Annotated in this window: 20 protein-coding genes and 1 pseudogene; 11 read left to right on the top strand and 10 right to left on the bottom strand. The window is 43.6% G+C overall.

The window, feature by feature from the left end; genetic code table 11:
• Positions 1-99: 99 nt before the first annotated feature.
• Positions 100-363, bottom strand: coding sequence for a GrxA family glutaredoxin (locus IRQ95_RS01005; protein ID WP_194435154.1), 264 nt, complete (start codon positions 361-363; stop codon positions 100-102).
• Positions 364-613: 250 nt separating this feature from the next.
• Here IRQ95_RS01005 and IRQ95_RS01000 point away from each other — a divergent pair, with 250 nt between their 5' ends.
• Positions 614-1864: an iron-containing alcohol dehydrogenase gene (locus IRQ95_RS01000; protein WP_194435153.1), complete on the top strand. Its 1251-nt coding sequence runs from the start codon at positions 614-616 to the stop codon at positions 1862-1864.
• A gap of 73 nt (positions 1865-1937) precedes the next feature.
• Here the strand turns inward: IRQ95_RS01000 and IRQ95_RS00995 are convergent, their stop codons facing one another.
• From IRQ95_RS00995 to IRQ95_RS00975, 5 genes are all read right to left on the bottom strand, one after another.
• Positions 1938-2792 carry a MurR/RpiR family transcriptional regulator gene (locus tag IRQ95_RS00995; RefSeq protein WP_075648870.1) on the bottom strand — a complete coding sequence of 285 codons (855 nt, stop codon included), beginning with the start codon at positions 2790-2792 and terminating at the stop codon, positions 1938-1940.
• 286 nt (positions 2793-3078) lie between these two features.
• Positions 3079-4728 carry a pyridoxal-dependent aspartate 1-decarboxylase PanP gene (gene panP, locus IRQ95_RS00990; protein ID WP_194435152.1) on the bottom strand — a complete coding sequence of 550 codons (1650 nt, stop codon included), beginning with the start codon at positions 4726-4728 and terminating at the stop codon, positions 3079-3081.
• A gap of 171 nt (positions 4729-4899) precedes the next feature.
• Positions 4900-5412 carry a hypothetical protein gene (locus IRQ95_RS00985; RefSeq protein ID WP_194435151.1) on the bottom strand — a complete coding sequence of 171 codons (513 nt, stop codon included), beginning with the start codon at positions 5410-5412 and terminating at the stop codon, positions 4900-4902.
• A 66-nt stretch (positions 5413-5478) separates the two neighbouring features.
• A complete protein-coding gene (locus IRQ95_RS00980; protein WP_194435150.1) occupies positions 5479-6384 on the bottom strand; it encodes a LysO family transporter in 906 nt (301 codons plus the stop codon).
• A gap of 16 nt (positions 6385-6400) precedes the next feature.
• Entirely contained in the window at positions 6401-7321 is a 921-nt protein-coding gene (locus IRQ95_RS00975) for an HDOD domain-containing protein (protein WP_194435149.1), read from the bottom strand.
• A 375-nt stretch (positions 7322-7696) separates the two neighbouring features.
• On the opposite strand from IRQ95_RS00975, the gene IRQ95_RS00970 reads away from it, so the two are divergent.
• The 6 genes and pseudogenes from IRQ95_RS00970 to IRQ95_RS00945 all read left to right on the top strand — a co-directional run bounded on the left by IRQ95_RS00970 (position 7697) and on the right by IRQ95_RS00945 (position 15003).
• Complete coding sequence (locus IRQ95_RS00970) at positions 7697-8278, top strand: TfoX/Sxy family DNA transformation protein (RefSeq protein ID WP_194435148.1); 582 nt, start codon at positions 7697-7699, stop codon at positions 8276-8278.
• A gap of 185 nt (positions 8279-8463) precedes the next feature.
• On the top strand, positions 8464-9093 hold the full coding sequence (locus IRQ95_RS00965) for a LysE family translocator (RefSeq protein WP_194435147.1): 630 nt from the start codon (positions 8464-8466) through the stop codon (positions 9091-9093).
• A 297-nt stretch (positions 9094-9390) separates the two neighbouring features.
• On the top strand, positions 9391-11274 hold the full coding sequence (locus IRQ95_RS00960; RefSeq protein WP_194435146.1) for a methyl-accepting chemotaxis protein: 1884 nt from the start codon (positions 9391-9393) through the stop codon (positions 11272-11274).
• Positions 11275-11430: 156 nt separating this feature from the next.
• Positions 11431-12972 carry a YjjI family glycine radical enzyme gene (locus IRQ95_RS00955; RefSeq protein ID WP_194435145.1) on the top strand — a complete coding sequence of 514 codons (1542 nt, stop codon included), beginning with the start codon at positions 11431-11433 and terminating at the stop codon, positions 12970-12972.
• Positions 12973-12993: 21 nt separating this feature from the next.
• Positions 12994-13872, top strand: a complete 879-nt coding sequence (locus IRQ95_RS00950; RefSeq protein ID WP_194435144.1) for a YjjW family glycine radical enzyme activase — start codon at positions 12994-12996, stop codon at positions 13870-13872.
• A 168-nt stretch (positions 13873-14040) separates the two neighbouring features.
• Positions 14041-15003: pseudogene (locus tag IRQ95_RS00945) on the top strand (transposase).
• A gap of 242 nt (positions 15004-15245) precedes the next feature.
• Here the strand turns inward: IRQ95_RS00945 and IRQ95_RS00940 are convergent.
• The 4 genes from IRQ95_RS00940 to IRQ95_RS00925 form a co-directional block, all read right to left on the bottom strand.
• On the bottom strand, positions 15246-16160 hold the full coding sequence (locus IRQ95_RS00940; protein WP_194435143.1) for a LysR substrate-binding domain-containing protein: 915 nt from the start codon (positions 16158-16160) through the stop codon (positions 15246-15248).
• 141 nt (positions 16161-16301) lie between these two features.
• A complete protein-coding gene (locus tag IRQ95_RS00935) occupies positions 16302-17405 on the bottom strand; it encodes a phosphoribosylaminoimidazolesuccinocarboxamide synthase (RefSeq protein WP_194435142.1) in 1104 nt (367 codons plus the stop codon).
• Between the two features lie 281 nt (positions 17406-17686).
• Complete coding sequence (locus tag IRQ95_RS00930; protein WP_194435141.1) at positions 17687-18076, bottom strand: SulA-like leucine-rich domain-containing protein; 390 nt, start codon at positions 18074-18076, stop codon at positions 17687-17689.
• Positions 18077-18375: 299 nt separating this feature from the next.
• Positions 18376-19083, bottom strand: a complete 708-nt coding sequence (locus IRQ95_RS00925; RefSeq protein ID WP_194435140.1) for a glycerophosphodiester phosphodiesterase family protein — start codon at positions 19081-19083, stop codon at positions 18376-18378.
• Between the two features lie 558 nt (positions 19084-19641).
• On the opposite strand from IRQ95_RS00925, the gene IRQ95_RS00920 reads away from it, so the two are divergent.
• The 4 genes from IRQ95_RS00920 to IRQ95_RS00905 all read left to right on the top strand — a co-directional run bounded on the left by IRQ95_RS00920 (position 19642) and on the right by IRQ95_RS00905 (position 25613).
• On the top strand, positions 19642-20613 hold the full coding sequence (locus IRQ95_RS00920) for a TAXI family TRAP transporter solute-binding subunit (protein WP_194435139.1): 972 nt from the start codon (positions 19642-19644) through the stop codon (positions 20611-20613).
• 168 nt (positions 20614-20781) lie between these two features.
• Entirely contained in the window at positions 20782-23373 is a 2592-nt protein-coding gene (locus IRQ95_RS00915) for a TRAP transporter permease (RefSeq protein WP_431358042.1), read from the top strand.
• A 187-nt stretch (positions 23374-23560) separates the two neighbouring features.
• The gene (locus tag IRQ95_RS00910) at positions 23561-24229 is read left to right on the top strand and encodes a response regulator transcription factor (protein ID WP_194435137.1); all 669 of its coding nucleotides are present in this window, start codon (positions 23561-23563) and stop codon (positions 24227-24229) included.
• A gap of 70 nt (positions 24230-24299) precedes the next feature.
• Positions 24300-25613 carry a sensor histidine kinase gene (locus tag IRQ95_RS00905; RefSeq protein ID WP_194435453.1) on the top strand — a complete coding sequence of 438 codons (1314 nt, stop codon included), beginning with the start codon at positions 24300-24302 and terminating at the stop codon, positions 25611-25613.
• Positions 25614-25634: the final 21 nt, after the last annotated feature.

Below are 25634 nucleotides of genomic sequence, written 5' to 3'. Positions count from 1 at the left end.
CAGCACAAAAAGAATCTATTAGTGGTGCTTAATTGATTGGCAGATATGAAAAAAACCGCTGACAAGCAGCGGTTTTCTTAACAATTCGAATTGAGACGATTAGTCAAATAGACCTAGGTTCTCTTTCGCGTATGCTTCGAAGTCGTCACAGCCACCGATGTGAGTTTGATCGATGAAGATTTGTGGAACAGTCTCAACTGGTTTACCTACTGTTTTCTCTAGGTCAGCTTTTGAGATGCCCTCAGCTTGAATGTCAACATAGCGGTAGTTGAAGTCGTCACGTTTTGCTTTAAGAGTTTCAGCGTGCTCTTTAGCGCGAACACAGAATGGACATGCTGGGCGACCGAAAATAACTACGAACATAGAATCTTTCTCCTTTATTTTGATGTTGTCACTATGCCGCAAAGCTTAAGGAAAATAAAGTGGCAATTACCTCTTGATTCAATAGGAAAAAGCTATCGCTATAATTTTAAACAAAACTAGCGACCAGAATCGCGAAAACCGTATTTTTTACATGGTTAATTGCAACAAAGTGGGTTAGTTCAAATTAATTTTTTACGTCACAGGGCAATCTAGATTTAGTCTAATTTTTAGCCTAAGGAGTCTATTTGGCATGTTCCAGTTTATGACCTCCACGCGCATAATTTTTGGTGAAGGTGCGCTGCAATCCTCTCTCTCCGTTATTAATCAGTTTGGCTATAGTGTTTTGTTGGTGTCAGGGAAGAACACACAACGCGCATCGCCAATTATTCAATACATAAAAATGCAAGGTATGCGTTATCAACATGTCGCTATATCGGGTGAGCCTAATATCACGATGGTGGAAGAAACCGCATTAAGTGGGCGCAAGTTTCAGCCGGATATGGTCATAGCTATCGGTGGAGGTAGTGTGATTGATATGGGTAAAGCGCTTGCTGCCATTATTCCCAACCAAGGTGACGTCTATGACTACGTTGAAGTGGTTGGGCGCAATGTTCCTCTTAAAACTAAGCCGATTCCGTTCATTGCTATTCCTACTACCGCGAGCACGGGGTCGGAAGTGACCAGAAATGCCGTTCTACGTTCAGGACAAGATCAAGTAAAAGTCAGTTTGCGTAGTCCGGAGATGTTGGCCGATGTGGCGATTGTCGATCCTACACTCACTTATGGTACTGACGCTTATACTTCTGGGCGGGGCGCGATGGATGCGTTTACCCATTTAATGGAAGCCTACGTTTGTGGTGAGCCAAACCCCATCACCGATATGATTTGTGAAGAGGGGTTGAGAAGGCTGAGTGATTCGGTTTTAGCAGGCTGCTTGGAAGACAACTTTGTAGCCCGTGGCGATCTTTCCTTTGCGGCAATGCTTGGTGGTATGGCGATTACCAATGCCAAGTTGGGGGCGGCGCATGGTTTGGCATCCGCACTAGGCGGCAAACTTGCGGCACCTCATAGCGTGATTACCGCACGCTTGGCACCGTTTGTTATGCAGGAGAATATACGCGCAGCCGAGCAAGCGGGGAGGGGGGACGTGTTAGCGCGTTATCGCAAAATGGCGCACATCTTAACTGGGCGAACCAATGCCTGTCGTGATGACGCGGTGCTGTGGGTCAATATGATGCTTGAAAAGCTTCAACTGCCAAATTTGAGTGAATTTGGTGTTTGTCATACACCGTTTGAACAAGTTGCGGATGATGCGCTTAAGTCTGTGGCGATTAGAGGCAACCCTCTACCATTAACGAAAGATCGTTTAATGCATATCTTACAACAAGTATGTCAATGTGACGGCAGCTGTGAAAAAGAACTGATCTTTGATAGTCAGACAGAAGTTGAGGTTGTTGAGGAATCCGGACAAGGTGGGGCATCGCTATCCCAGCAGTTGTAAGGATACTTATGTACGATTGACAAAAAAAGAGGCTCAAGGCCTCTTTTTTATATTGTGCAGTTCTAAATCGAGTTTAGAAGTGTGAAAGCTTATCGTAGCGCGAGTCTTTCAATGCATCTTTAACACGGCGAAGGTTTTCACGGAAACCTGTACCGCGACGCAGTGTAAAGCCAGTCGCTAGTACATCGATTACTGTCATTTGAACCACACGGCTTGCCATTGGCATATAAACGTCAGTATCTTCTGGTACATCCAATGAGATCGTTAACGAACTTGCTTTATCTAGTGGCGAGTCCTTGGCTGTAATTGCGATAACTGTTGCACCGTTCTCACGCGCTAGGTTCGCGATTTCAACTTGGCTCTTAGTACGACCAGTATGAGAAATCAGGACAATAACATCGTTGTCGGTACAGTTGATACAGCTCATACGTTGCATCACGATATCTTCAAAACAAGTAATTGGAATGTTGAATCGAATAAACTTGTTTTGTGCATCTTTTGCGACCGCAGACGATGCACCCAAACCAAAAAATGAGATACGTTTGGCTTGAGTTAGCAAATCAACCGCACGGTTTACTTGCATTGGATCTAAGCTGTTTTTCGCTACGTCCAAGCATGCCATGGTTGATTCGAAAATTTTGTGGCTGTAAGCATCAGGACCATCGTCCTCTTCGACATTGCGGTTCACATAAGGTGTGCCGTTTGCGAGGCTTTGTGCCAAGTGTAATTTAAAATCAGGAAAGCCTTTAGTGTCTAAGCGGCGACAAAAACGGTTAACGGTAGGCTCACTGACATCAGCCATTTTAGCTAATGTTGCAATGCTAGAGTGAATAGCAGTCTGAGGCGACGCCATAATCACTTCCGCGACCTTGCGTTCAGACTTACTGAAATTCTCTAGATTTTTCTGTATTTTTTCTAATGTATTCATAGTGTTCACAAGGGTATAGAGAACAACTCGCTCAACAAGCTTTTAGTATTTATTAAAGCAAATCAGCGTAGCTGATAAGAGATAATAAATGCCTGACAGCGCCGTTGAACCAGTATAAACCGAACATCAAGTTTTACAGTAATTTTTATACAGACCAATTGGCTAGAATATGACAAGCCTCAAACAAAATTTTGTGAAAACTACAAAAATTTTGTTCATGTTCGCGCCACATGTCGGTTATCTAGCCACTATTGATAACAAATTACACTAAAACAGAAAGAAAATTTCAGTTTGCTAATATCTCGTCTACAACTTGATTAATCTTTGCTAGCAGCGTTGGAGCGCCAGTTTGTGCTATTTCACGTTGCTCTTTCAGAACGCTTTCTAATATCTCATAAGTGGTCAGAGGGTTGGCTAAAACCACACGGAAAACGATAGTGTTGAGACCATTGACTTGCTCAGGATTAAGGCGAGTACGTGAAACAAACGAGCGGCCATGTTCGCGCTGACGTTTCTGGACAAATTTTGTCAGCTCGTTAAGCAGGTTATTTAATTCTGCGAGTTGCTCATTCGATGCAACCGACAATGTTTTACGTACGTTTTCTGGTACGTAGCGGTATGTAAGTAGGCAAAGTTCGGGTTCTGAAACTAGCTCAAAGTCGCTCTGTTGTTTGATCAGGCTAGCAAAGTAAGCGGCTTTGCTGATGCTTTGATCGATGAGCAATTCATAGCCTGGGCGACTAATAATATGCATAGCGGCATAAACCAGCATTGCCATACCAGAACGAGAACCTTCTAGCGTGTGGCTACCTAGATCTTTTGAACCTTTACGTAGAATGTATTGAGCATGATGCTCGATAGATTTCATCGCGCTTGGATCTTTGAATAGCACCATGCCTGCACCCATAGGGATATAAAGCTGTTTGTGCGCATCAATCGTGACAGAATCTGCAAGCTCGACGCCTTTTAGCAGATGACGATGGTTATTCGACATCAGCGTTGCGCCGCCCCAAGCCGCATCCACGTGAAAGTGACATTGCTCTTGTGCGCAGATTGCAGCGATTTCGGTGAGTGGGTCAATGTTGCCCGTTTCAGTCGTACCCGCTACACCAACTACGGCAAACGGCTTGATACTTTTGGCCTTTAACTCTTGAATTTTGAGTTTCAAGCTCTCAGGGCAGATACGGTTGTTGCTGTCTGTTTTAACCGCAACCAAACCATCTTGGCCTAAGCCTAAAACGTCGGCGGCTTTTTTCAGCGAATAGTGACCACGTTCAGAAACAAGAATTGCCATACCTTCATAGCCATAATGTTTCATCGCTTTGAAGAGGCCTTCTTTCTCCACGCCTCGGAAACCGTTTTGTGGGCGCAATGCATTGTTACGAGCTACCCAAAGCGCAGTAATGTTGGCGATGGTGCCGCCAGAGCAGAATGCACCGAGCGAGTGATTTGCACTGTGCATCCACTGGCTGTAGAAACTGTCATCTTGCGCGTAAATAAGGCGGTGTAGCATGCCTAATACTTGACGTTCAAGAGGCGTAAATGCTTTTGAAGTTTCGATTTTTACCAAGTTCTGGTTGAGCGCGATCATGATCTTCGATAGCGGCATCAAGAAGTATGGTAGGGCAGAAGTCATGTGCCCGATGAAACTTGGTGCCGAAGTGTGCACCGAATGCGAAACCAAGGTATCAAGCAAATGTTGCGTGTGGTCGGAGACAAACTCTGGCTGTTCAGGGATAGCTGGAGACGAGAAATCTTTCTCGATCTCTTTGAGAGGTTTTTCTTCCGCGACGATATGCTCACGCAAAAACTTATTTAAGTTGCGTGATAATTCAGCTTCGATTTGAGTAAGTGTTGAGTCTGGGCCTTCAGGGACGGTAAAGATTCGAAGTAAGCTTTCGAAACTAGCGTCGGCCGTTTTTTGTTCCGATACCATGCAATAACATTGCTCTTATCATAGTTTGTTGCAGCCGAACAATCTAAACGAAAAACAAAACAATGTCCCGTGTTAATTAAAGAAACTTAGATTGTAAGTTCGGCTGTTGGTTAAAATGTCGCACGAGTGATGGTTAATTGAACATATTCATGACAATTAACCATACACGGACTAAGGGCAAGTGATTGATTCGACTTTAGCTATCGAGGAGTTATAGCGTTGCAGTGCACTATCAATTTTAGTCGGGTGACTGAGCAGGTCAGCAAAGGCTGAGCGCAGTTCATAATTGTCTGGGTGCGGTTTAGATTGACGGTCAGCAAAGGTTTTCGCCGCCATATAACCTAGAGTGTCGCTGCGTGAAGCTAGTGTTTTAATCTCTTTTTGATCGAGTTGTAGCCACGCTTCAACGTTTTTCTCGGTAGCCACTTTAGCTGGGTCATTGTCGAGGTAGTACTTCACCGCTTCAGCATTAAACATGAAGTGATTTTTGCGACCATCGAGATACCAATTGGTCACTTCTTCTAATTCTGGATATTGCTGAGCAGTCAGTTGAGCTAAATCTTCATACCAGTGAATCGATGCTTCAATATAGGCATCATACTTTTCAGATAGGCATGAATTGTCCGCGGCAAACGCCGCCGTAGAAGTCGCGCTCAATAGCAGCGCAATCAACGTACGTTTCATGGTAACTTCCTAATTGTTATTTATTGTCGGCGTAGTTTAAGAGAATTTTAAATTATTTCCCGAGATCTAGCCCGCAAGTGAGACAAAGAACAGCATCAGCACGGGTACAAGAAGACTCAAGATAAATCCACTTACGATAGCAACAGGTACACAACGCACACCGCCAGTTGTTTGGATAACGGGCAGTGTAAAGTCCATTGCGGTTGCGCCAGCATAACCAATGGCGGTACAAGGACGAGTCCTTATCACCAAAGGAATCAGCACCAGCGCGACGAGCTCACGTAACAGTTCCAACATAAAAGAAGCGCCGCCATATACTGGACCAAATGCGTCTCCCATCAGTATGCCTGCGAGTGAGTACCAGCCAAAGCCTGATGCCATGGCAAAACCACGATAAATGTTGATATCGAGGATCATTGCCGCAATCGCCCCGCCTAACATTGAGCTGGCAATAATTAGCGTCGCAATACACATGCCTTGCTTGTTGATTAGGATTTGCTTGAGCGTTAAACCACTGTTGCGTAATTGAATACCAATGAAAAACAGTAGAATAAAGAGAATCCATTCACTGGCTGTATCCACCCAAGATAAGTCAAATGGCAACATTAGGCCTATCACTAAGCCACCACCGACGACGAGAATCAACTTGAGCGATTCCATCGCCATCGATGACAGCGGGAGGTTGGTGTGTTTTGCGTCTGTTTCGAGTGGCAAGAAGCGATCCACTAACGGCAGTACTGCTAAATTACATACGCCAAGGGAGACAAAAAATGTTGCCGTATAGCTCAAAATGGTCTGAAGGTTTTCACTCAAGTTATCAAGTGAGGCGAGGCTTAATCCCATTAACGCTAAGATCACGAAGACTAAACGCGCGGTAGTCGCGTTAATTTGTTCGAGTAACTTTTGATTGGAGACAGCAATTAGGTACCCCACCACCAGTGGGGCAAAAATGAATAACATCCCTGAAAACATACGACTTCCTAGAGGGTTATAGACCGCAAGCTCTGATTAGTTCTTGTACTTTTGTATGGAACTCACTATCGCTTAAATTGGTGAGGTTGTACAGAATATCTGCACCTGTAATATCAACTTCGACTTCATGTTCATCGATGTTTTCATCTTTACGGCGGAACATCAGGATGTGGTTAGCGATACGTGCAACATCTAAATAGGTGACCTCGAAATCTAGATGCTGGTTATCTTGATTCATTGCGACGTCGATAAAGTCTGGGTCAAATCCCCACTTTTCCAAAACCATCTTACTCGCGACTGGGCAAAGGGCATTGAAAATTCGAAGTGCCAGTTCACTATCGAGATAGTTTCCTTTCTCTAGGTAAAGATAATATTCGTGCACCAGACAGAATAAGCCAATGTCGGCCAGTAAACCGGTTAATAGTGCCTTGTCGGCAATGAGGTGGGCATAATCGGGTGATTGGGTCTGTCGAAATTCTTTTGTCACCATCACCATGGTGGCGGCTAGTTCTTTCGATGTGTATGCACTTTGACGTAATACTTGGTTGCATTGTTTAGAAAGGTTGACTGAATTCTTCAACTGTTCAATTGCTTGAGCGGTGACAATGTCACGTACGCGTACAATGCCGAGTCGGGAAACTGCAGTAACGACCTCGGTACATTGAATATTACGACGGTTAAAAATGACTGAGTTGGCAATACGAATGACAGCAGCGGTTAAGCCTGGGTCTTCAACTAAGCAATCAGCAACATCCATTACCGTTGTGTTGTCGAGCGTACACATGTGTTGGATTTTTGTTACGACTTCAGGAATCGGCGGGAGTGCAATTTTTCCTGATTCAATTGAGCTTTCGAGAAAGGCAGCAAATTCGCTTTGAATGCCTTTTTCTATTAATGCTCTATTTTCCGGTAGCCAATAAAAAGATAAGTGAGTCATAGTATTGTTATTATGTGTTTTGAATGGCAAGTTTAACGTTTCTACGAGCTATCAAGCAATGCTTGAATACTATTGAGTGATATTTCAGTCAATAATTTTACGCCCTTCGAAAAAGTAAAACTTTTGACACATCGATAGTATATGATTTCAATTTATGTGATACTGATCCAATAAAAGGCGCTTTTTGACCTCATTGATGTGAAGTTTGACCTGACTTAATTTGTTACGTTAACTATGATCTCTGCATCGGGTTAACAAGCCCTAAATTACTGCCAATTTTCAGAATATAACTAAAGGCAGAACCAAAATTTTATTTTTTTATGCTGCTATCTGGTGATCGCCAATAATCGGGGAAGATTAGAAGGATCTAAGGATATGACAGAACAATCGTTTATTCAGTACGTAAGTAAATATGGTGACTTCCAAAAGCGTTCGATGTTTGGGGGAACCGGTTTATTCAAAGATGACGCTATGTTCGCTTTGTTGAGTAACGAGAAAGTATTCATTCGCGGTGGAGATAACTTGGATGATGAGCTCTGTGCTTTAGGGTGTGAGAAGTACAAGCATGTAAAGAAACAAACAACAGCGACTGTTAACTACTACGATATTAGCGATATCTATAATTCGCGTGATGATAAACTAGATGAGTTAGTTAAACAGTCAATCGACTATTCAGTATCTCAACGTAAGTTTAAGCGTTCTTCTGCTAATCGACGTTTACGTGATTTACCGAACATGCAGCTTACATTAGAGCGTATGGTTAAAAAATCTGGCATTGATGATGTCGATGAATTTGTCGAGTTAGGCGCGGCGCAAGTATTTTCACGCGTTAAGCAGACATACGGCAGTGATGTCGATGTGAAACTACTTTGGAAATTTGCAGGAGCCATTGAAGGTATCCACTGGAAATTGATCCAAGAACCACGTAAACGCCAGCTTTTAGACAGCTGTCAGTAAGAACAAACCAGATATTTTGAAAAACCGAGCATTGTGCTCGGTTTTTTTGTTTGTGCTGATTAAAGCAGGTTAGAAACTAGACAAATAGGATGATTTCTGGTTATTTGAGTGTGTTACAAGGAAGTTAATGATTATTACGTTCTCTCAGGGTAAGGAACTGAACAACTAGCAAGGAGCTAATTAGTATGAGTTTAGAAACGTGGGCGCTTTATTTTCTCGCCATTTTAATCCTGACCGCATCCCCAGGTCCGAGCTCACTATTGTGTATGACCAAAGGAGTCACACAAGGGTTTAAGGTTGGTGTGTTTACGGCATTGGGTAGCTTGAGCGCGATAACGATTATTCTGACCCTGTCATTTACCGGTCTTGGTTTGATTATCGCTTCATCAGAATTGGTTTTTAATGTCATCAAATACGTTGGTGCAGCGTACCTCATCTACTTAGGTATTCGTGCCTTAATGTCAAAAGAAGAAGAATATCAGCTCGAACAAGGTCAAGCGCGTGAAACCGTTTCGCCACTTAAACATTATGTATCCGGTTTTATTGTTGGTAGTAGTAACCCTAAAGCGATTCTGTTTTTTACCGCTTTGTTCCCACAGTTCATTAACCCGGAACTATCTCTTGTCAGCCAGTATCTAATTTTTACGGCGACTTTTGTCGTCATGGAATTTTCTTGGTTAGCTATCTATGCCTTTCTAGGCGCAAAGTCATCCAACTGGTTGTTTGCTAAAGGTAGAGCGAAAATCTTCAATCGAGTCACTGGCGGCGTCTTTATTGGTGCTGGTACGGTGTTGTCTACGGCAACGAAAGCATAACTGCCTCGAAAAGAGGGTGTCATGGCTTTGTTATGCCAGATGGACAACTTACGCAGATGGCAGTCAGTCACTATTTAGTGGTTCTGATTGCCATTGTCATACCCAAGTCACCATAAAACGCTAATCTCATTTAGTGATAATCTTGTCTTATTTTATTAAATCTTATTCATATTCGTTATTGTGGTTTTGTTCGTAAATTAATCTAACTATCTAAAGTTGTAGGAATTTTCGTGCATGCTGTATTTTTTGTAGCTAGTATTCGCACACTTACTATTCTGTCTTGCTACAAAAACTTCGATGAATCTATCACTAAAACAAAAACTCATCGGTGCTAGCTTATTAGCGGTATTGCTAATGGCAAGTGCCCTCACTTGGTTATCTGCTGACCAGCTATACCAACAAACACGTAATGGTATGTATTCGCGAGCGGAAAGCATGGCTAACACTGCCGCTACCGGGATTTCTGATTGGGTCGATATCCGCAAGAGCATCTCCAGTGCTTTTAATGGTTACGCAAACCAGTCAGATGTAGTGCCATTTCTTCAACAGGCGCGCATAGCCGGCGGTTTCGATGACATTTTCTTAGGTACACCATCGGGGGATATGTACCGTTCTCATCCAGAGCGTAACCGTGCCGACTATGATCCACGTACTCGACCTTGGTATTCTGATGCTACGCGTGCAGGTAAACAGGTGATTACACCTGCGTACAAAGATGCAATTACGGGCTCTCTGCTAGTAACAATCGCTGAGCCAATTCGTCACAATGGTCAACTTGTTGGTGTGGTGGGCGCTGATGTACTGATCGATCAACTGATCAACGATGTGATTAGCCTTGATGCAGGTAAAAATGCCTATGCAATGCTGATTGACAAACAAACCGGTACTTTTTTAGCTCATCCAAATAAATCTTTGCTGTTGAAACCCGTTTCTTCTTTGGCTTCTGATCTAAATATGAATTCAATCGAAAGCTATGCGAAGACCGGTGATATTAAGATCGCTGAGCGTAATGGTGTTGAAAAGCTTTACTACTTTGAACCTGTTCCTGGTACCGATTGGCTATTTGCGATTGAAATGGATCGCGAGACTGAAGAAGCAGGGCACAGCAAATTGCTTGCTGAACTACTTATTACCGCTGCAATTATTACTGTGCTGGTGGGTGTGGTTGTTTCTTGGTTAGTGAGCTTTTTGTTCCGCGACTTAGTGCGTGTTTCGCAAGCGTTGGAAGATATTGCCTCTGGTGATGCGGATTTAACTCAACGTCTTGTTCCACATAGTAATGATGAGGTAGGCCGCTTAGCGACGAGTTTCAATACCTTTGTCGGCAATATGCATAAGATGGTTACCAATCTGAGTATGGTATCTGCGTCACTGAGCGAACAAGCGAAAACGACGGCGCAGCAAGCTGAAGAGCGCAGTACACGCATTCGTACTCAACAAGATGAAATCAATATGGTGGCGACCGCGATCAACGAGATGGCCGCAGCGACGCAAGAGATTGCGGGCAACGCAGACAATACCGCTCAACAATCTTCACAAGCGGTAGAAGTGTGTGGTCATGGTGGTCAGCAAGTGGTTCAAACACAATCATCGATTCAAAACCTTGCTCGTGAAGTGGAAGTGGCGACTCAAGTGATTCAAGAGCTTGAAGCGCATGGTCACAGCATCAATACGATTCTATCGACCATTCAAGGCATTGCTGAACAAACCAACTTGCTTGCATTGAATGCGGCGATTGAAGCGGCACGAGCTGGTGAGCAAGGTCGCGGTTTTGCTGTAGTAGCGGATGAAGTACGCGTGCTGAGTCAACGAACGCATTCATCGACGCAAGAGATCCAACAGATGATTGAGACCCTGCGTGCAACGACAGCAAAAGCGGTTGGCATTATGGGGGATAGCCGCCAGCTAGCCGATACCAGCGTGGTGGATTCAGATTCCGCGGCTGTAAGTCTTACGCAGATTCAAGCGGCGGTGGAAGTGATCAGCGATATGGCGACACAAATTGCTTCAGCGGCGGAAGAGCAAGCGTCGGTAACTTCAGAGATCACACGCAACACCATAGGTATTCGTGATGTATCGCAAGACTTGGCTGACGAAGCCAATGAAGCGTCTGTCCAAGCATCGCAGTTGTCTGAGCTGTCGTTTGAGTTAGAAAGCGAGATAAACCGCTTTAAACTATAATTCTCTAAGCAATCAATTTAGAGTCCAAACTTCTGGACTCTTTTTTTAACTTCGTGATTTGACTTTTCCAAAATGGAAAAGTCTATTTCATCTAATTTCAATTGTGGACATTTGCACTAAGCAATAAAATCCTTAAAAATTATAAGGAATACTCACATGTCCCATACTCTAGATTCATTCCAACAACGCGTTCGTGAAATCATTACGGATGTGAACCTAAACCCTAAACAGAAAAACCAATTCCTAGCATCGACTGCAGAATCAAGCCAACCATATATGGCAGTTTCAGTGGATGTAGAAAAGGCAATGGAAGAGGGTATTTTGTGTGACATGTTTGAAGGTAATGCTCCGTTCAAACCACGCTATGTGCTGCCTGATTACGCTAAGTTCCTTAAGCAAGGTTCTAAGTATCTTGAGCTTGAGCCAGCGCAAGATTTTGATGATGCACTTAACCTGCTGACTATCATCTATCACCACGTACCATCAGTAACCAATATTCCAGTTTACCTAGGTCAACTTGATGACGTGCTAATGCCGTATGTAGGCGACCTGTCTGATCACGAAATTTACGTGAAAATGAAGCGTTTCTGGATCATGCTAGATCGCACATTGCCAGATGCATTTATGCACGTGAACATTGGTCCTCAAGATAACATCATCTGCCGTACCATTTTGAAAGTCGATGCTGAGCTTAAGCAAATTGCGCCAAACTTGACCTTTATGTACGATCCAGCGGTAACGTCTGATGATCTACTACTGCAAGCAACCACGAATATTTGTGAATGCAGCAAGCCGCACATTGCAAACTACCCAGTTCACGCGCAAAGCTACGGTGACAAGAACTTTGGTATTGTGAGCTGCTACAACTCACTGCCTCTTGCTGGTGGCGCGAACACACTTGTTCGTATGAACCTAAAAGAAGCTGCAAACAAAGCAGAAAATGCGCAAGACTTCCTAACCAAAGTGCTGCCTGAATACTGTGCAACGATGATTGAACTGATTGATGCACGCAGTAGTTTCCTACATGAAGAATCTAACTTCTTTAAAGGCTTCCTAACGGAAGAGGGTTTGATCAACGAATCACGTTTTGCACCAATGTTCGGTATCTTCGGTATGGCTGAAGCAGTGAATGTACTGCTTGAGAAAGAAGGCAAACAAGCACAGTACGGCCACTCGGTTGAAGCGAATGAACTTGGCCACACAATTTCAGCAAAACTGGCTGAAATCGTTGAAAGTTCACCAGTGAAATACGGTCTTGAAGGACGTTCATTGTTGCACTCTCAAGGTGGTATTAATATTGATGAAAGCACGACTCCAGGTGTGCGTATTCCTTACGGCACTGAACCTGATCCAGTGACTTATGTGCAAGCAACAGCTGGTCACCATAAGTACTACACATCAGGTATCAGTGACATTCTAACCATTGATGAAACTGTAAAATCAAATCCTGAAGCGATGTTTAACTTGTGTAAAGGAGCATTGGCAATGGGTTACCGTGAGTTCACTGCAAACGTTGCATCAAACGACCTAGTGCGTGTAACAGGTTACATGGTTAAATTGTCTGACATTGCTAAGTTTGCTGAAGAAGGTTCTCGTACGAATACGACATTCCTAGGCGCGGATGCCGCAGAGTACACGGGTATTCTAAATCGTGCACCACGTGTAGTGAGCATGGAAATGCAGCCAACTTACAAATAACAGCGCTGATTAGTGGTAACAATGACGTTAGTTTCTGAAAAACAGGCGATTGTTAACCGCATTCTGAATTTTTCATGTGTTGATGGACCAGGCAATCGCCTGGTCATTTTTCTTCAAGGCTGTAATTTCAAATGCATTAACTGCCACAACCCTTATACCATCAACCATTGTGACCATTGTGGGGACTGCGTAGCTGGATGCCCAACTCAAGCTTTAAGCATTAACCAGCAAAACAAAGTGGTGTGGGATGAGAGCCTTTGTACTCAGTGCGATCAGTGCTTAGACGTCTGTCCAAGTAGCTCGAGCCCTAAAGTAAAGCACTACACAGTGAGTGACGTGCTCGCCTTAATCCGTAAGCAGCATTTCTTTTTAAGCGGTATCACCATCTCGGGTGGTGAAGCGACGATGCAATTGCCGTTTATTGTCGAGCTTTTTAAAGCGATCAAAGCGGATCAAGAAATGGGTCATTTATCCTGTTTTATTGACAGTAATGGTTACTTACCTGAGACAGGTTGGCAGCGCGTACTACCTTATCTTGATGGGGCGATGATTGATCTAAAATCTTGGCAAAATGAAACCCATAAATGGCTGGTAGGTAGAGACAATCACCGCGTGATTCAATCAATTCAGATGCTCGCTGCTGCAGGAAAACTGCACGAGTTACGATTGCTGCATATCCCCGGCAAGAGTGATTTGGAGCAAGAAGTCGATGCTATTTCAAGATTGATCAATAGTTTGCCAAGTGAAGTTAAAATCCGCCTTAATGCTTTCCAGCATCATGGCGTGGTCGGCGAAGCGTTAACTTGGGACAAATGCTCCAAAGATCAGATGGAAGATTTTCATCAGACGTTGCAGCAAAAAGTGTCTAACCCGATCATGTTGCCGAGTGTCTACATCTAGCTTACTTTAATAGGGACACACACTTAGTTCTTCTTTTAATAAGGACAGACGCTTCAAAGTAAGCAAAGTATGGTTTGATGATAAGTTCGTTATAAGTTTGTTTGACTGATATTGCGGTTGGCAATGGCTTCACTATTCTGGTGAGACTAGAATTGCATGAGGCTAACTATGACGACCGCAAGAAGCCTACAGATAGACGTAGATGTTACCCCCTATTACCACTGCGTTTCTCGATGCGTGAGGCGCAGTTATCTATGTGGTATCGATCCGCTTACAGAGCAAAATTACGAACACCGCCGCGAGTGGATTAAGCAGAAAATCTATGCGCTTTCTCAAGTCTATTGTATTGATATTTGTGCCTACGCCATCATGAGAAATCACTACCATCTGGTGGTACATATCAATCGAGATAAAGCACTTTCCTTATCTAATCTTCAAGTTGTCGAACGTTGGCAACAAGACCACAAACTACCAAGCTTAGTGTCACGCTGGCTCGAAAATCAATTAACTAGTCGAGCTGAAGAAGAAGCGTGCTTGTCAATCATCGATTCTTGGCGTTCTCGTCTTTGGAGCTTAAGTTGGTTTATGAAAGAATTGAACTTTGATATCGCCTGCCAAGCTAATAGGGAAGAGGGGTGCAAAGGGCACTTTTGGGAGAGCCGCTTCAAGAGTCAAGCTTTATTGGATGAACAAGCATTGGCCGCTGCAATGGCGTATGTGGACTTAAATCCTTTAAGAGCAGATATTGCAGATAAACCGGAAACATCGGAATTTACTTCAATTCAAGCCAGGCTAGAGGCCATAAATATTCAGCAAGAAACTGCACCTTGTCTTTATCCGTTTGTTGGTCGCTCATCTGATGAAAATTTGGATGGCATTCCATTTCGGTTAATGGATTATATTGAATTGGTTGATTGGACTGCTCGCCAGTTTAGAGAGAACAAAGCGCGTATGTCGGGCTGCATGCCACCAATACTGCAAAGGCTTAATATTAATCAACAGACCTAGCTACAAGTTTGCACCCAACTAGAACGAAAGCGCAGTACCGCAGTAGGTTGCGTATGCAATGTTGAACTTGCCAAACGAACACTAAACAAAAAGCGCATGCATTTGTGCCGTTTGGATTGTTAGGCAGACTGTACCTTTTCCCTACTTACTAGACCTCCAATTTACGAATAAAACAGCCGTTCGTAAGTAAGCTATGTTTCTTATTTAGAATTCCATTCACCCTAGCGACCAGTGAGCGGTTGAAACTTCACTTTCTAATCAGAAAATTCGAGCAAAATGCGCGCAACGCTAACGTACTCGCTGGATTCTAGAATTGGCGATGATTTAATATTTATAGTGTGTGTCCTGATAAGAATAAGAAAAGGTTAGTTATTGTTTAGTAACTGCGAATGCAGCCATTGCAAGGCGGGGTCGTTTAGGCTGGCTTGGTTCCACACTAAGCTGTAGGCAACTTTTCCATATTCAAATGGTAAGGTCTTTTGCATCAAACCCTTCGCTTGAAATGCTTTGCTTGCCCACATTTTCGAGCATGTTAGGAGATAATTCGATTGGTGGCACATAACAGCCGCGGAACCAAAATCAGATACTGAAATCGCTACGTTTCGTTCGCCATGTTGCTGCTTGAGGTTTTGCTCAAAAAACGGCTCGGATAGGTCTTTGTCGTGAATCCCAATATGCTGATAGGCAAGATAAGCTTCAACGGTTAATGGCTGATCAACTAACGGGTGCTCAGGGCTCATCAAACACACCATCTCATCGCTGAGGATCTGTTGCCAAACTAGCTCATGGCTTTTGGTCGGGGGTTGACTGATATCATGCGGCAATAACATAAAGTCGACCTGACCGCGAATTAAGGCATCAAAGCTTAACTGCTCTTTGGCATAGACTTTAATCTGGTTTGCTTTTGGTAGTCTGTGACAAATCTGGTTGATCTTCGCTGCAAACAGCTCAAAGGTACTCTCGCGCATCGACAAAGAAACAGAGCCAGTGAAAGCTTCAGGCTTGAAATCTCCTTGGTGCAAAATACCATTCATACTGGCTAAGATTTTGTGGATCTGCGGGGCAATGCTTAGCGCAAATGGCGTTGGTACGAGTTGAGAACCGTCGCGATAAAACAGTTCATCATTAAGCTGTTCTCGTAATTGGCTGATGGTTTTACTGACACTCGATGCTGTTACACATAACGTGTTGGCGGTATGGGTTACGCTATTGGTGCTGAGCATGACATGTAACACCGTTAAATGTTTAAGGCTGATACGTGAGAGGGCGAGAAAGTCCATAGCATATGTAATAAAAAGCAAACGTTGGCTGGATATTAACTCTAAAGGTGAAGTTTCACTATAGTAAACACGATACGCTGCTATAGAAAAATAAAAACGCCCTAGATAGGGCGTTTTTAACTAAGAACATTGATTGCTGAATTAGTCGATAAGACCGTATTGAGAACCCAGAATATCAATGATTTCCTGCTTAGGGTTCGCGCTTAATACTATTGGACGTCCAGTCACTTTCTCTGCGATAGCAGTATAAGTTTTTGATACACCCATTAGCGCCTCTAGTGGAAGTTCATTATCACGAGCCAGACCTTCACGCTCCGGCATGCGCTCTTTGTTTAAGAGGATATCTGCATCGGGGAAGTGATTAAGCAAGAACTGGCGGAAATCTTCTTTTGAGTTTTCAACAATTTTACCTTGCTGATAAGCCGTTTTATCCCAAATGCGAGATGAATCTGGCGTGCCGACTTCATCCATGTAGATCAGCTTTTCATTGCCAGCGGCATCAGTGACATAGCCAAACTCAAATTTGGTATCGACAAAGACTTGATCCACGTTATCCAGAGCTTCACTAATAACATTAAAACCTTGCTTAAGTAGCTTTTCATACTCAGCAATATCAGCCGCAGAAGAGAAGTTAAACGCAGCAAAGTTATCTTCGATGTTCTTACGAGTAATGTTGACATCATCGGCTTCAGGGACATCTGGAATGCCCTTAAGAATGCCTTTGGTTGATGGTGTCATCAGTAGTTCAGGTAGCACTTTATCTTTCTCTAGATCTTCCGGCAGTTCAATACCGCAGAAGTCGCGTTCGCCTTTGCTGTAAGCGCGCCACATAGAGCCAGTGATATACTTGCGACAGATTGCTTCAATCATAATCGGTTTGGCTTTCTGTACGATCCATACCAACGGGTGAGGGATGTCGAGAATATGACTATCAGCCAGACCATTTTGCTTAAAAAGCTCAAACCAGTGATTTGAAATCGCATTCAGTGCTGCACCTTTGCCTGGTACGCCTTTTAAACCGCCTTCACCGCGCCAAATACAATCAAATGCTGAGATGCGATCACTGATCACCATAATAGCAAGAGGTGCGTCAGGAGCGACATCGTAGCCTTTCTCTTTGATTAGGCGGTGGCTATCTTCTTCGGTTAACCAATATACAGAGCGCACTTTGCCGCTGTGAACAGGTTTGTTGGTGCGAATAGGGAGATCGTCGTTAACGGCGAGGACTTGATCAGCGAGACTCATGAGACATTCCTATCGTTTACATGAAATAAATGAAGCATTTTGACAAGCATCATACCAGAAAAGTTTGATGCATCCAGATAAAAAGCAAACGTTTGCGCAAATTTTTGCGCAGAAGGATTATCAAGAAGAGCAATTAGAAAATAATTAGCTGAAAATGGAAAGATACAGTGGGGTAGAAGAAGAGTAACGAAGCGAAAGAAAGCCCCTAGGACAAGTTAGGGGCTAAAGACAGTGCTGAATTTTGTTGAACTTGAGCTTTATACGTATCAGTGACCAAGCAATTAGTGGAACTGATTTTTTCTGCCTTCAACAAAAAATACTTCGCAGCCATGGCTTAAAGCTAAATCTTGGAGCAGTGACTGATTAACGCAATCAATGTGCGTAGATGCAACGACAGCACTAGCATTACCTGACTTAATTGCCTTAATGACAATGTCCAGCTCAGATTGAGAATTCGAAGCCTTGAGTTGAATGATCTTTTGGCAGCTAACGTTGTTGGCTGAAAACTGTGAGTAGTCAGGACGAGGACACTCGGCAGTAAAGAAAATCCATTGCTGTTGCATAGAAAGACCAGCAAGACGATTCATTACGTTATCGTCAATATTCATTGGCTGCGTAGGTTGAGCCAAAACATTGTACTTAGAGATAGTTTGAGTATGTGAATGAATCATGGTTACTGTCCTTATATACATGCTGTATGCTTATACAGTAGTTGTTTTGCGTATTTAGGTCAAGCCATTTGTTTGATAAATAAACGAATCAAAAGCAATAGGTATGTAGATTTATCTATAATTGACTGATAATTAATAATATTTTTTAGAAGTTGTTGATTGGGGAAAGGTAATTTGAATAGTAAAGGAAGGTAAAAAATCACTGTATATGGTTGATGTAAAGTACTGTATAGCGCGTGTATACAGTACTCTTTGTACAGTGCTTATGGGCAGATTTGTACCACTAGAATGAGATGAGGCTAAAAGAACCTTTGTGGGTAGTCGCTAAAAATCGCGTCTAGATTTTGTAAGTGCTTAAGCTGGTTAGGGTTGTTTACGGTAAAACACCATACTTGGTAACCTGCTTGTTGTAGTTGCGTCACTTGCTGTTTGTTGGTCTTATTGACGTTCAAGTTGCACGCAACAGCATCAATCTCTTGCAAAAGTTGCCAATCTTGGCTTGAAAGTTTTTCACTCAAGACCGCAATCGGATAACCGATCTGTGCTTGGTGTACTGCTCTTAACGTAGGATGATCAAAACTCGAAATAAGAATACGCTCTTTCGATAGTTTATATTGTTCAAGTAACGATTTAAGTTCAGATACTGTTTCCTCGTAACGGTTGGTATCAATCTTCACCTCAATATTTAAACTAATTTCAAGCGGTTCAATCAGCGCCAACAATTGCTTAAGAGTGAGGATCGGCTGGTAATTAAATTGTGGTGAAAACCAAGCACCAAAATCGAATTGTTGCAGTTCTTCTAAGGTATATTGGTCAACTCGACCAAAGCCATTACTACAACGGTCAATGGTATGGTCGTGACATACCACTAACTGATTGTCCTTAGTCGGCTGAACATCTACTTCAATCCAGCTTAATCCCATCTCAATAGCGGCTTGTATGCTGACTAAAGTGTTTTCTGGATAGAGTCCTGCAACTCCACGATGACCGACGATAGTTAACGTCATTAATATTCCTCTAGATTCTGATACCCAGTTAAAGCGGGTAGCTATTTGTACACCATTTTAGCGATATCAACCGGCAACTGGAAACTGCAGATTTCAAGAAATCGCCTCATATTGTCTCGTAGGATGAGAATAATCAGAATTGCGTCAACAGCGATGCACTCGCTACAAGAACGGTTCATGTCCAGTTATCAATCTTCGATAAAACAAGGTGTTAGTGAAAAGTTAACTATTAATATCAGCATTTTCTAAAATTAGAATTTCACCCGCATTCTCGAATATTGAGAAAGTGAAAGAATTGTTTCTTACGAAATAAGGCATCTGCATGTAAATTTTTTTGATGACATAGGTAGAAAAATTGCTGTGTGTCCATCAGTAAATAAAAAGTTGATGACATATTTATGCAGTTTAGACCTTATTTTTGAGTGGTCTTCCCAAACTGTTTTGTTGCTAGTATGCCGTCCTGTCGGGTTTTAACGATGATTTGTTGTGAAATGAGTTATTTTTTGGACGAAAATTCTATTCAATGTTTGGTTTTGGGAAATTATAAGGAATTGTTAAATGAAAGGATTAGCACTTGTCTCTGTGATTTCTGTGGCTTTAGGTGGATTCTCTTTTAGTGAGAATGTTATAGCATCAGAACAATTTGTCACTATCGGTACCGGTGGTCAAACGGGCGTCTATTATGTTGCTGGACAATCTATCTGTCGCTTTGTTAACCGAGGTGGTGAAGAGCATGGTATTAAGTGTAATGCGCCGGCAAGTGGTGGTGGTGTTGCTAACGTGAACGGGCTGCGTAGTGGTGAGTATAATTTCGGTATTATGCAGTCAGATCACCAGTTCAAGGCGATGAACGGCGTAGCCCCATTCCAAAATAGCCAGCCAATGGAAGATATCCGCGCAGTATTCTCGTTGCAAAGTGAAGTGTTTACCATTTTGGCTCGCAAAGATGCCAACGTAACCCATTTTGAACAGCTTCAAGGCAAGCGAGTTAACATTGGTAACCCGGGCTCGGGTCAGCGTGACACTTTCGAACAAATTATGGCTGAGAAAGGCTGGGAACCTTCAGTATTCAGTCTAGTTTCTGATCTTAAGCCTGCAGAACAAGCTTCAGCAATGAGTGATAATAACATTGACGCAATGAGCTACTTTGTTGGTCACCCAAATGGTGCGATTCAAGAAGCATCGACGACGACAGATGCGGTTCTTGTGGCAGTAACCGGTCCTGAAATTGACAAGCTTCTCGCCGACAAAGCGTACTTCACCAAAGCGGTAATCCCTGGAGGTATGTATCGCGGCAACCCTGATGACACCCCGTCAATTGGTGGTAAGGCTGTACTTTCTACTACAGCTGAGACTGATCCAGAACTTGTGTATCAACTAGTGAAATCAGTGTTTGATAATGTCGATCGCTTTAAGCGTTTACATCCGGCATTTAAAGATCTTCAAGAGAGTGAAATGATTAAAGTGGGCTTGTCTGCGCCGTTACATGAAGGTGCAGTTCGCTACTACAAAGAGCGCGGCTGGATGTAATCATCCTACCAATTTATAGCTATTAACTAAGGAAGCTCGATGGTGGCTTCCTTCAAAATTAGATTTCCCTTTGCTTCTAAGCCCTACAAGGGTCCCAAGTACTGATTTTGATTGGTATTTCATCGGTAGGGCTTAGCTTTTTATACGAGATTTATTATGGATAAACCGATGTCTGCAAACGCAGCTCCGACGTCGGCTGAAGAGTTGATCGCTCAGGATGTTGGCGCTCGTTTACCTAGTGGTGTGATGGAAAAATCTATTGCTCTACTTGCGCTGTTTTGGTCACTATTTCAACTTTGGATCGCATCGCCCTTGCCGTTTATGATCGGTTTTGGCGTCATGAATGATACAGAAACTAGAGCGATTCATTTAGGCTTTGCGCTGCTACTGGCGTTTTTGGTTTTTCCTGCCTTTAAACGTTCTCCACGTGATCGCGTGCCCGTTACGGATTTAATGTTTGGTTTGATTGCTTGTGCTTCATCACTCTATTTATTCGTACTGTATGAAGAGTTGGCGACACGACCTGGTATTCTGACCACTGGCGATTTTGCCACTGCGTTAATTGGTCTGCCGCTATTGCTTGAAGCGGCGCGCCGCGTGTTAGGCCCTGCATTACCATTGATTGCTTTAGTGTTTATTGGTTACAGCTTAGCTGGTCCATGGATGCCCGGGCTGCTGTCGCATCGTGGCGTTCAACTTGATGCGCTTGCCAATCACCAATGGATCACCACTGAAGGTGTGTTTGGTATCGCGCTTGGGGTATCAACCAGTTTTGTATTCTTGTTTGTCTTGTTTGGCGCGTTACTCGAAAGAGCGGGGGCAGGGCATTATTTCATTCAACTGGCGTTTAGTATGTTGGGGCACTTGCGAGGTGGTCCCGCTAAAGCGGCAGTGGTGGCTTCAGGTTTAACGGGTCTCATCTCAGGTTCATCAATTGCCAATGTCGTGACCACTGGTACCTTTACCATCCCAATGATGCGTAAAGTCGGCTTTAGCTCTGAAAAAGCCGGCGCAGTTGAAGTGGCGTCTTCGGTTAACGGGCAAATCATGCCGCCGGTGATGGGGGCTGCGGCGTTCTTGATGGTGGAATACGTAGGTATTCCGTATGTGGAAATCATCAAGCATGCGTTTTTGCCAGCTGCTATCTCTTATATCGCGCTACTTTATATTGTGCATCTAGAAGCGTTAAAACTGGGAATGGAGCCACTTGATACCGCTAAGTCCAAGCCTTGGCTGACCCGTTTAATTGGCTTTGCCTTTGGGGTTGCCTTAGTCAGTGGTATTTCGCTGGTGGTCTATTATGGTTTAGGTTGGTTAAAGCCTATGTTTGGTGATTACACCTTGCAAGGTGTTGGACTGCTGCTTGCCTTTACCTACCTTGGTTTACTAAAAATTGCAGCGAGCAATGAGCCTTTGCCAGAGGAAGACCCAGATAAGCCGCTGGATCAATTACCAAATACCCGTCAAGTACTGTTGTCTGGCTTACATTACTTGCTACCTGTAGTGGTATTGGTGTGGTGTTTGATGGTTGAGCGCCTATCTCCTGGGCTATCAGCATTTTGGGGATCGGTCATTCTGGTCGTTATCGTCCTGACTCAGCGTCCGCTATTAAATTGGCTGCGCAAAGATGGTAAGCACAATTACGGCAGCGCCAAAGAGGGTGTAATTGATTTACGTGAAGGTTTAGTGGCTGGTGCGCGTAACATGATTGGCATCGGTATTGCGACGGCGACGGCAGGGATTATCGTCGGTGCGGTATCGCAAACTGGGGTTGGATTGGTGCTGGCGGATCTGGTTGAGATCCTCTCAATGGGCAATCTAGTACTCATGCTGCTTTTGACGGCACTGCTTAGCCTTATCCTTGGCATGGGTTTGCCTACCACCGCAAACTATATTGTGGTTTCAAGTTTGCTGGCACCGGTAATTGTTACCTTAGGTGAGCAGCATGGTTTGATCGTGCCATTAATCGCGGTGCACCTATTTGTGTTTTACTTTGGTATTATGGCTGATGTGACACCGCCAGTTGGCTTAGCTTCATTTGCTGCTGCTGCGGTTTCAAAAGGTGACCCAATTAAAACGGGTTTAACCGCGTTTTATTACAGCTTACGTACCGCAGCATTACCATTTTTATTTATCTTTAACACCGATCTATTGTTGATTGATGTGGATTGGGCACACGGTATCGCGATATTTGTGGTATCGACCATTGCAATGTTGATCTTCGCAGCCGCCACTCAGGGTTGGTTCCTCACCCGCAATAAATGGTACGAAGGCGTGCTGCTGTTATTGGTCGCCTTTACGTTGTTTAGACCAGGCTACTGGGTTGACCAAGTGGTTGAGCCTTATCAATCCAGTCAGCCTGCGGAGCTCGCGCAGACACTGAGCACGCTTGAGGAAGGCAGCGTTGTACGCATGCGAATTAGTGGTGAAGACAGTGTCGGCAAGATACGTGACTTCTCGGTGTTGTTTGAAGTGCCCGCTGGTGAGACTGGGCAGGATAGGTTAGATGCTCTAGGTATTGCCACTTACCAGCAAGGTCAAGACACCTTAATTGACGTGGTTGGTTTTGCTAGCCCTGCAGAAGCGGCAGGTTTGCAGTTTGATCAGCAAATCGTCGATGTTCGCGTACCAGTGGAGCGTTTTGCGAAAGAATGGATGTGGATTCCTGCATTGCTTTTATTTGGTTTAGTGGTTCTGATGCAACGTAGACGCTTAAATAAAGAGTCTGATCTTGACGTGAGAGAGGGGTCTTCAGCTTAGTTGAATGATTAGACAATATGCTGTCAATGCCCAGAGATTTCTGGGCATTTTTGTCTCGGTTTTCTATTGATGTGTTTTGCAGAAGAATAGACGTCATAAATGATTACTAAGTAATTTGTCACTCTTGCTTGTACTGATAATAATTGCGATTTAGAATCAGCGCCTACTTTGTTGGCTGCGAATAAAAATGTCTAAGATCCTAGTTGTTGATGATGATTTAGAGCTGTGTGAGCTTATCTCTGAAGTTCTTACTGTTGAGGGTTACCACGTAACGTGCGTGCATTGTGGTGAAAGTGCGCTGCAATATATCGAAAAGAACTCTGTCGACTTAGTATTGTTAGACGTGATGCTACCGAAATTGAGTGGCTTACAGGTCGCGCGTCGTATTTGCCAGCGTTTTGCTACACCGATTTTAATGCTGACAGCACTTAATGATGAAACATCCATGCTCGATGGTTACCAAGCAGGTGCTGATCAATACGTTGCCAAGCCATTTAAAGTGCCAGAGTTATTGACTCGTATTAAAGCGATTTTCCGTCGCGTTGGGTTGGAAAAGCAGCGTCAAAATAGTGCTCTAGCTGATGGAAGTTTTGGGGATGCAATTTCCGGGTTACCGTTTACTGGTACCGAGGCAGACTTGCTCAACTATTTAGTGCGCAATGAAGGCATTGTAATTTCGAAGGCTGAACTACAAATTGAAGTTCTAAAAAAAGAACTTAGCCCATTTGACCGTAACCTAGATATGCATATCAGTAACTTACGCCGTAAGTTAGTGGAGGCGGGTATGTCAAAGCAGCATATCAAAACGGTGCGTGGGAAAGGATACAGTTTTGTTGCAAGCGTAAGAGATTGTTAGTGTGACAAGGGCAATATCTACGTTAATTGGTCGCAATAAACATAACTTGGCATTTGAGCTTTTTAGTTATATGTCAGGTGTTGTTCTATGTATTTTGCTACTTCAGACCGTGACCGAGCAGGCGTTGATTCGTACAATGCTAGTGTTGCCTGAACCCGTCAAGGCGCAAATGCGTGATCTCGCCTATCAAGCTAATGTGATGATTGACGATGGTGATATGGATGAGTTGGCTGATTGGGAAAATGCCCAACCTTATTACCTCTTTGTCCTTGATAAAAATAGCAAACCTCTGACACACCGAGATATGCACCCACACTTCGAATTTAAGCTCAAATTTCTGCGGGAGTTAGGCGCTAATCTTGGAGAGCGGGTGAGCAAACCATTAATTGGGATCCCTTTGGGTAACAAAAATACACTCGTCGTTCAATTACCCTCTGAACTCCACCCTGCACACCGCTTTATTAACTATTTAAACGCAAGCAAAGTAGTTATCGCTCTGGCCATCTTGACGTTATTTTCTCTTATCCTTGCCCGTAAGCTGCAGCAACCACTAAATCGACTGCGAGAAGCGAGTCATCGCCTTGCGCAAGGTGATTTTAAAGTCAGTGTGGTGTCGGAGCTGCAATCCTCGACCAAAGAGTTTAATGAATTGGCGCGCGACTTCGATGAAATGAGTCGTCAGATCCATTCATTGGCTGAGAAACAGAAACGTTTAATCCGCGATGTTTCTCATGAATTACGTACACCACTGGCGAGGCAAAATCTCGCGCTGCACCTTCTTAAACATAAAGTCTCTGACAAAGGGCTAGAGCTGGTTGAGCGTGTTGAGCGTGAAGTCGAGGAGATGGACAACCTAGTGGCAGAAATTCTCACCTTCAGTCAGCTCGAAAATGCTCGCTATGAATTGGATCTCAAGCCTGTCAGTTTAGAAAGTTATGCGGACTCTCAAGTAAAACAGAGTCGACTTGAGCTGAAAGCCAATCAAACCCTGAATTTTTGGTCAGCGGATGAACTCACACAGGTACTGGCGGATGAAAGGCTGGTGGTTCGCTGTGTCCGTAACTTAATCACAAATTCAATCAAATATGCGGGTGATGAGGCGGTAATTGACCTGTTTTTCTATCGCGTAGTTGAAGCAAACCGACAATATATGGCGCTCGTAGTGCAAGATAACGGGCGTGGTATTTCGGAAAACCGACTTAAGATGGTATTTGAACCATTTACGCGTATAGAGTCTTCTCGTGACAAAAAATCCGGGGGTTATGGTTTGGGTCTGGCCATTGTTAAAGAATCGATGCACCTGATGGGCGGTAAGGTCAATGCTCGCAACCGCAAAGGTGGAGGTTTGCATATTGAGTTGCTATTTCCGTTGGAAAAAGCCTAATTTTGTATATAGGCTCTCGAG

The sequence above is a fragment of the Vibrio fluminensis genome, assembly GCF_015278125.1.
Lineage (GTDB): Bacteria > Pseudomonadota > Gammaproteobacteria > Enterobacterales > Vibrionaceae > Vibrio > Vibrio fluminensis.
Note: the sequence above shows the minus strand (reverse complement) of the source record. Positions and strands in the feature narration are given on the sequence as shown.

Excerpts from the sequence above, each read along its gene's own strand:
- IRQ95_RS00985 (WP_194435151.1), bottom strand. The coding sequence starts at position 5,412 with ATGAAACGTACGTTGATTGCGCTGCTATTGAGCGCGACTTCTACGGCG.
- IRQ95_RS00965 (WP_194435147.1), top strand. The coding sequence starts at position 8,464 with ATGAGTTTAGAAACGTGGGCGCTTTATTTTCTCGCCATTTTAATCCTG.
- IRQ95_RS00915 (WP_431358042.1), top strand. The coding sequence starts at position 20,782 with ATGTCTGCAAACGCAGCTCCGACGTCGGCTGAAGAGTTGATCGCTCAG.
- IRQ95_RS00930 (WP_194435141.1), bottom strand. The coding sequence starts at position 18,076 with ATGATTCATTCACATACTCAAACTATCTCTAAGTACAATGTTTTGGCT.
- IRQ95_RS00975 (WP_194435149.1), bottom strand. The coding sequence starts at position 7,321 with ATGACTCACTTATCTTTTTATTGGCTACCGGAAAATAGAGCATTAATA.
- IRQ95_RS01005 (WP_194435154.1), bottom strand. The coding sequence starts at position 363 with ATGTTCGTAGTTATTTTCGGTCGCCCAGCATGTCCATTCTGTGTTCGC.
- IRQ95_RS00955 (WP_194435145.1), top strand. The coding sequence starts at position 11,431 with ATGTCCCATACTCTAGATTCATTCCAACAACGCGTTCGTGAAATCATT.
- IRQ95_RS00910 (WP_194435137.1), top strand. The coding sequence starts at position 23,561 with ATGTCTAAGATCCTAGTTGTTGATGATGATTTAGAGCTGTGTGAGCTT.
- IRQ95_RS00980 (WP_194435150.1), bottom strand. The coding sequence starts at position 6,384 with ATGTTTTCAGGGATGTTATTCATTTTTGCCCCACTGGTGGTGGGGTAC.
- IRQ95_RS00950 (WP_194435144.1), top strand. The coding sequence starts at position 12,994 with ATGACGTTAGTTTCTGAAAAACAGGCGATTGTTAACCGCATTCTGAAT.
- IRQ95_RS00995 (WP_075648870.1), bottom strand. The coding sequence starts at position 2,792 with ATGAATACATTAGAAAAAATACAGAAAAATCTAGAGAATTTCAGTAAG.
- IRQ95_RS00960 (WP_194435146.1), top strand. The coding sequence starts at position 9,391 with ATGAATCTATCACTAAAACAAAAACTCATCGGTGCTAGCTTATTAGCG.
- IRQ95_RS00905 (WP_194435453.1), top strand. The coding sequence starts at position 24,300 with ATGTCAGGTGTTGTTCTATGTATTTTGCTACTTCAGACCGTGACCGAG.
- IRQ95_RS00940 (WP_194435143.1), bottom strand. The coding sequence starts at position 16,160 with ATGGACTTTCTCGCCCTCTCACGTATCAGCCTTAAACATTTAACGGTG.
- IRQ95_RS00935 (WP_194435142.1), bottom strand. The coding sequence starts at position 17,405 with ATGAGTCTCGCTGATCAAGTCCTCGCCGTTAACGACGATCTCCCTATT.
- IRQ95_RS00920 (WP_194435139.1), top strand. The coding sequence starts at position 19,642 with ATGAAAGGATTAGCACTTGTCTCTGTGATTTCTGTGGCTTTAGGTGGA.
- panP (WP_194435152.1), bottom strand. The coding sequence starts at position 4,728 with ATGGTATCGGAACAAAAAACGGCCGACGCTAGTTTCGAAAGCTTACTT.
- IRQ95_RS00970 (WP_194435148.1), top strand. The coding sequence starts at position 7,697 with ATGACAGAACAATCGTTTATTCAGTACGTAAGTAAATATGGTGACTTC.
- IRQ95_RS01000 (WP_194435153.1), top strand. The coding sequence starts at position 614 with ATGTTCCAGTTTATGACCTCCACGCGCATAATTTTTGGTGAAGGTGCG.
- IRQ95_RS00925 (WP_194435140.1), bottom strand. The coding sequence starts at position 19,083 with ATGACGTTAACTATCGTCGGTCATCGTGGAGTTGCAGGACTCTATCCA.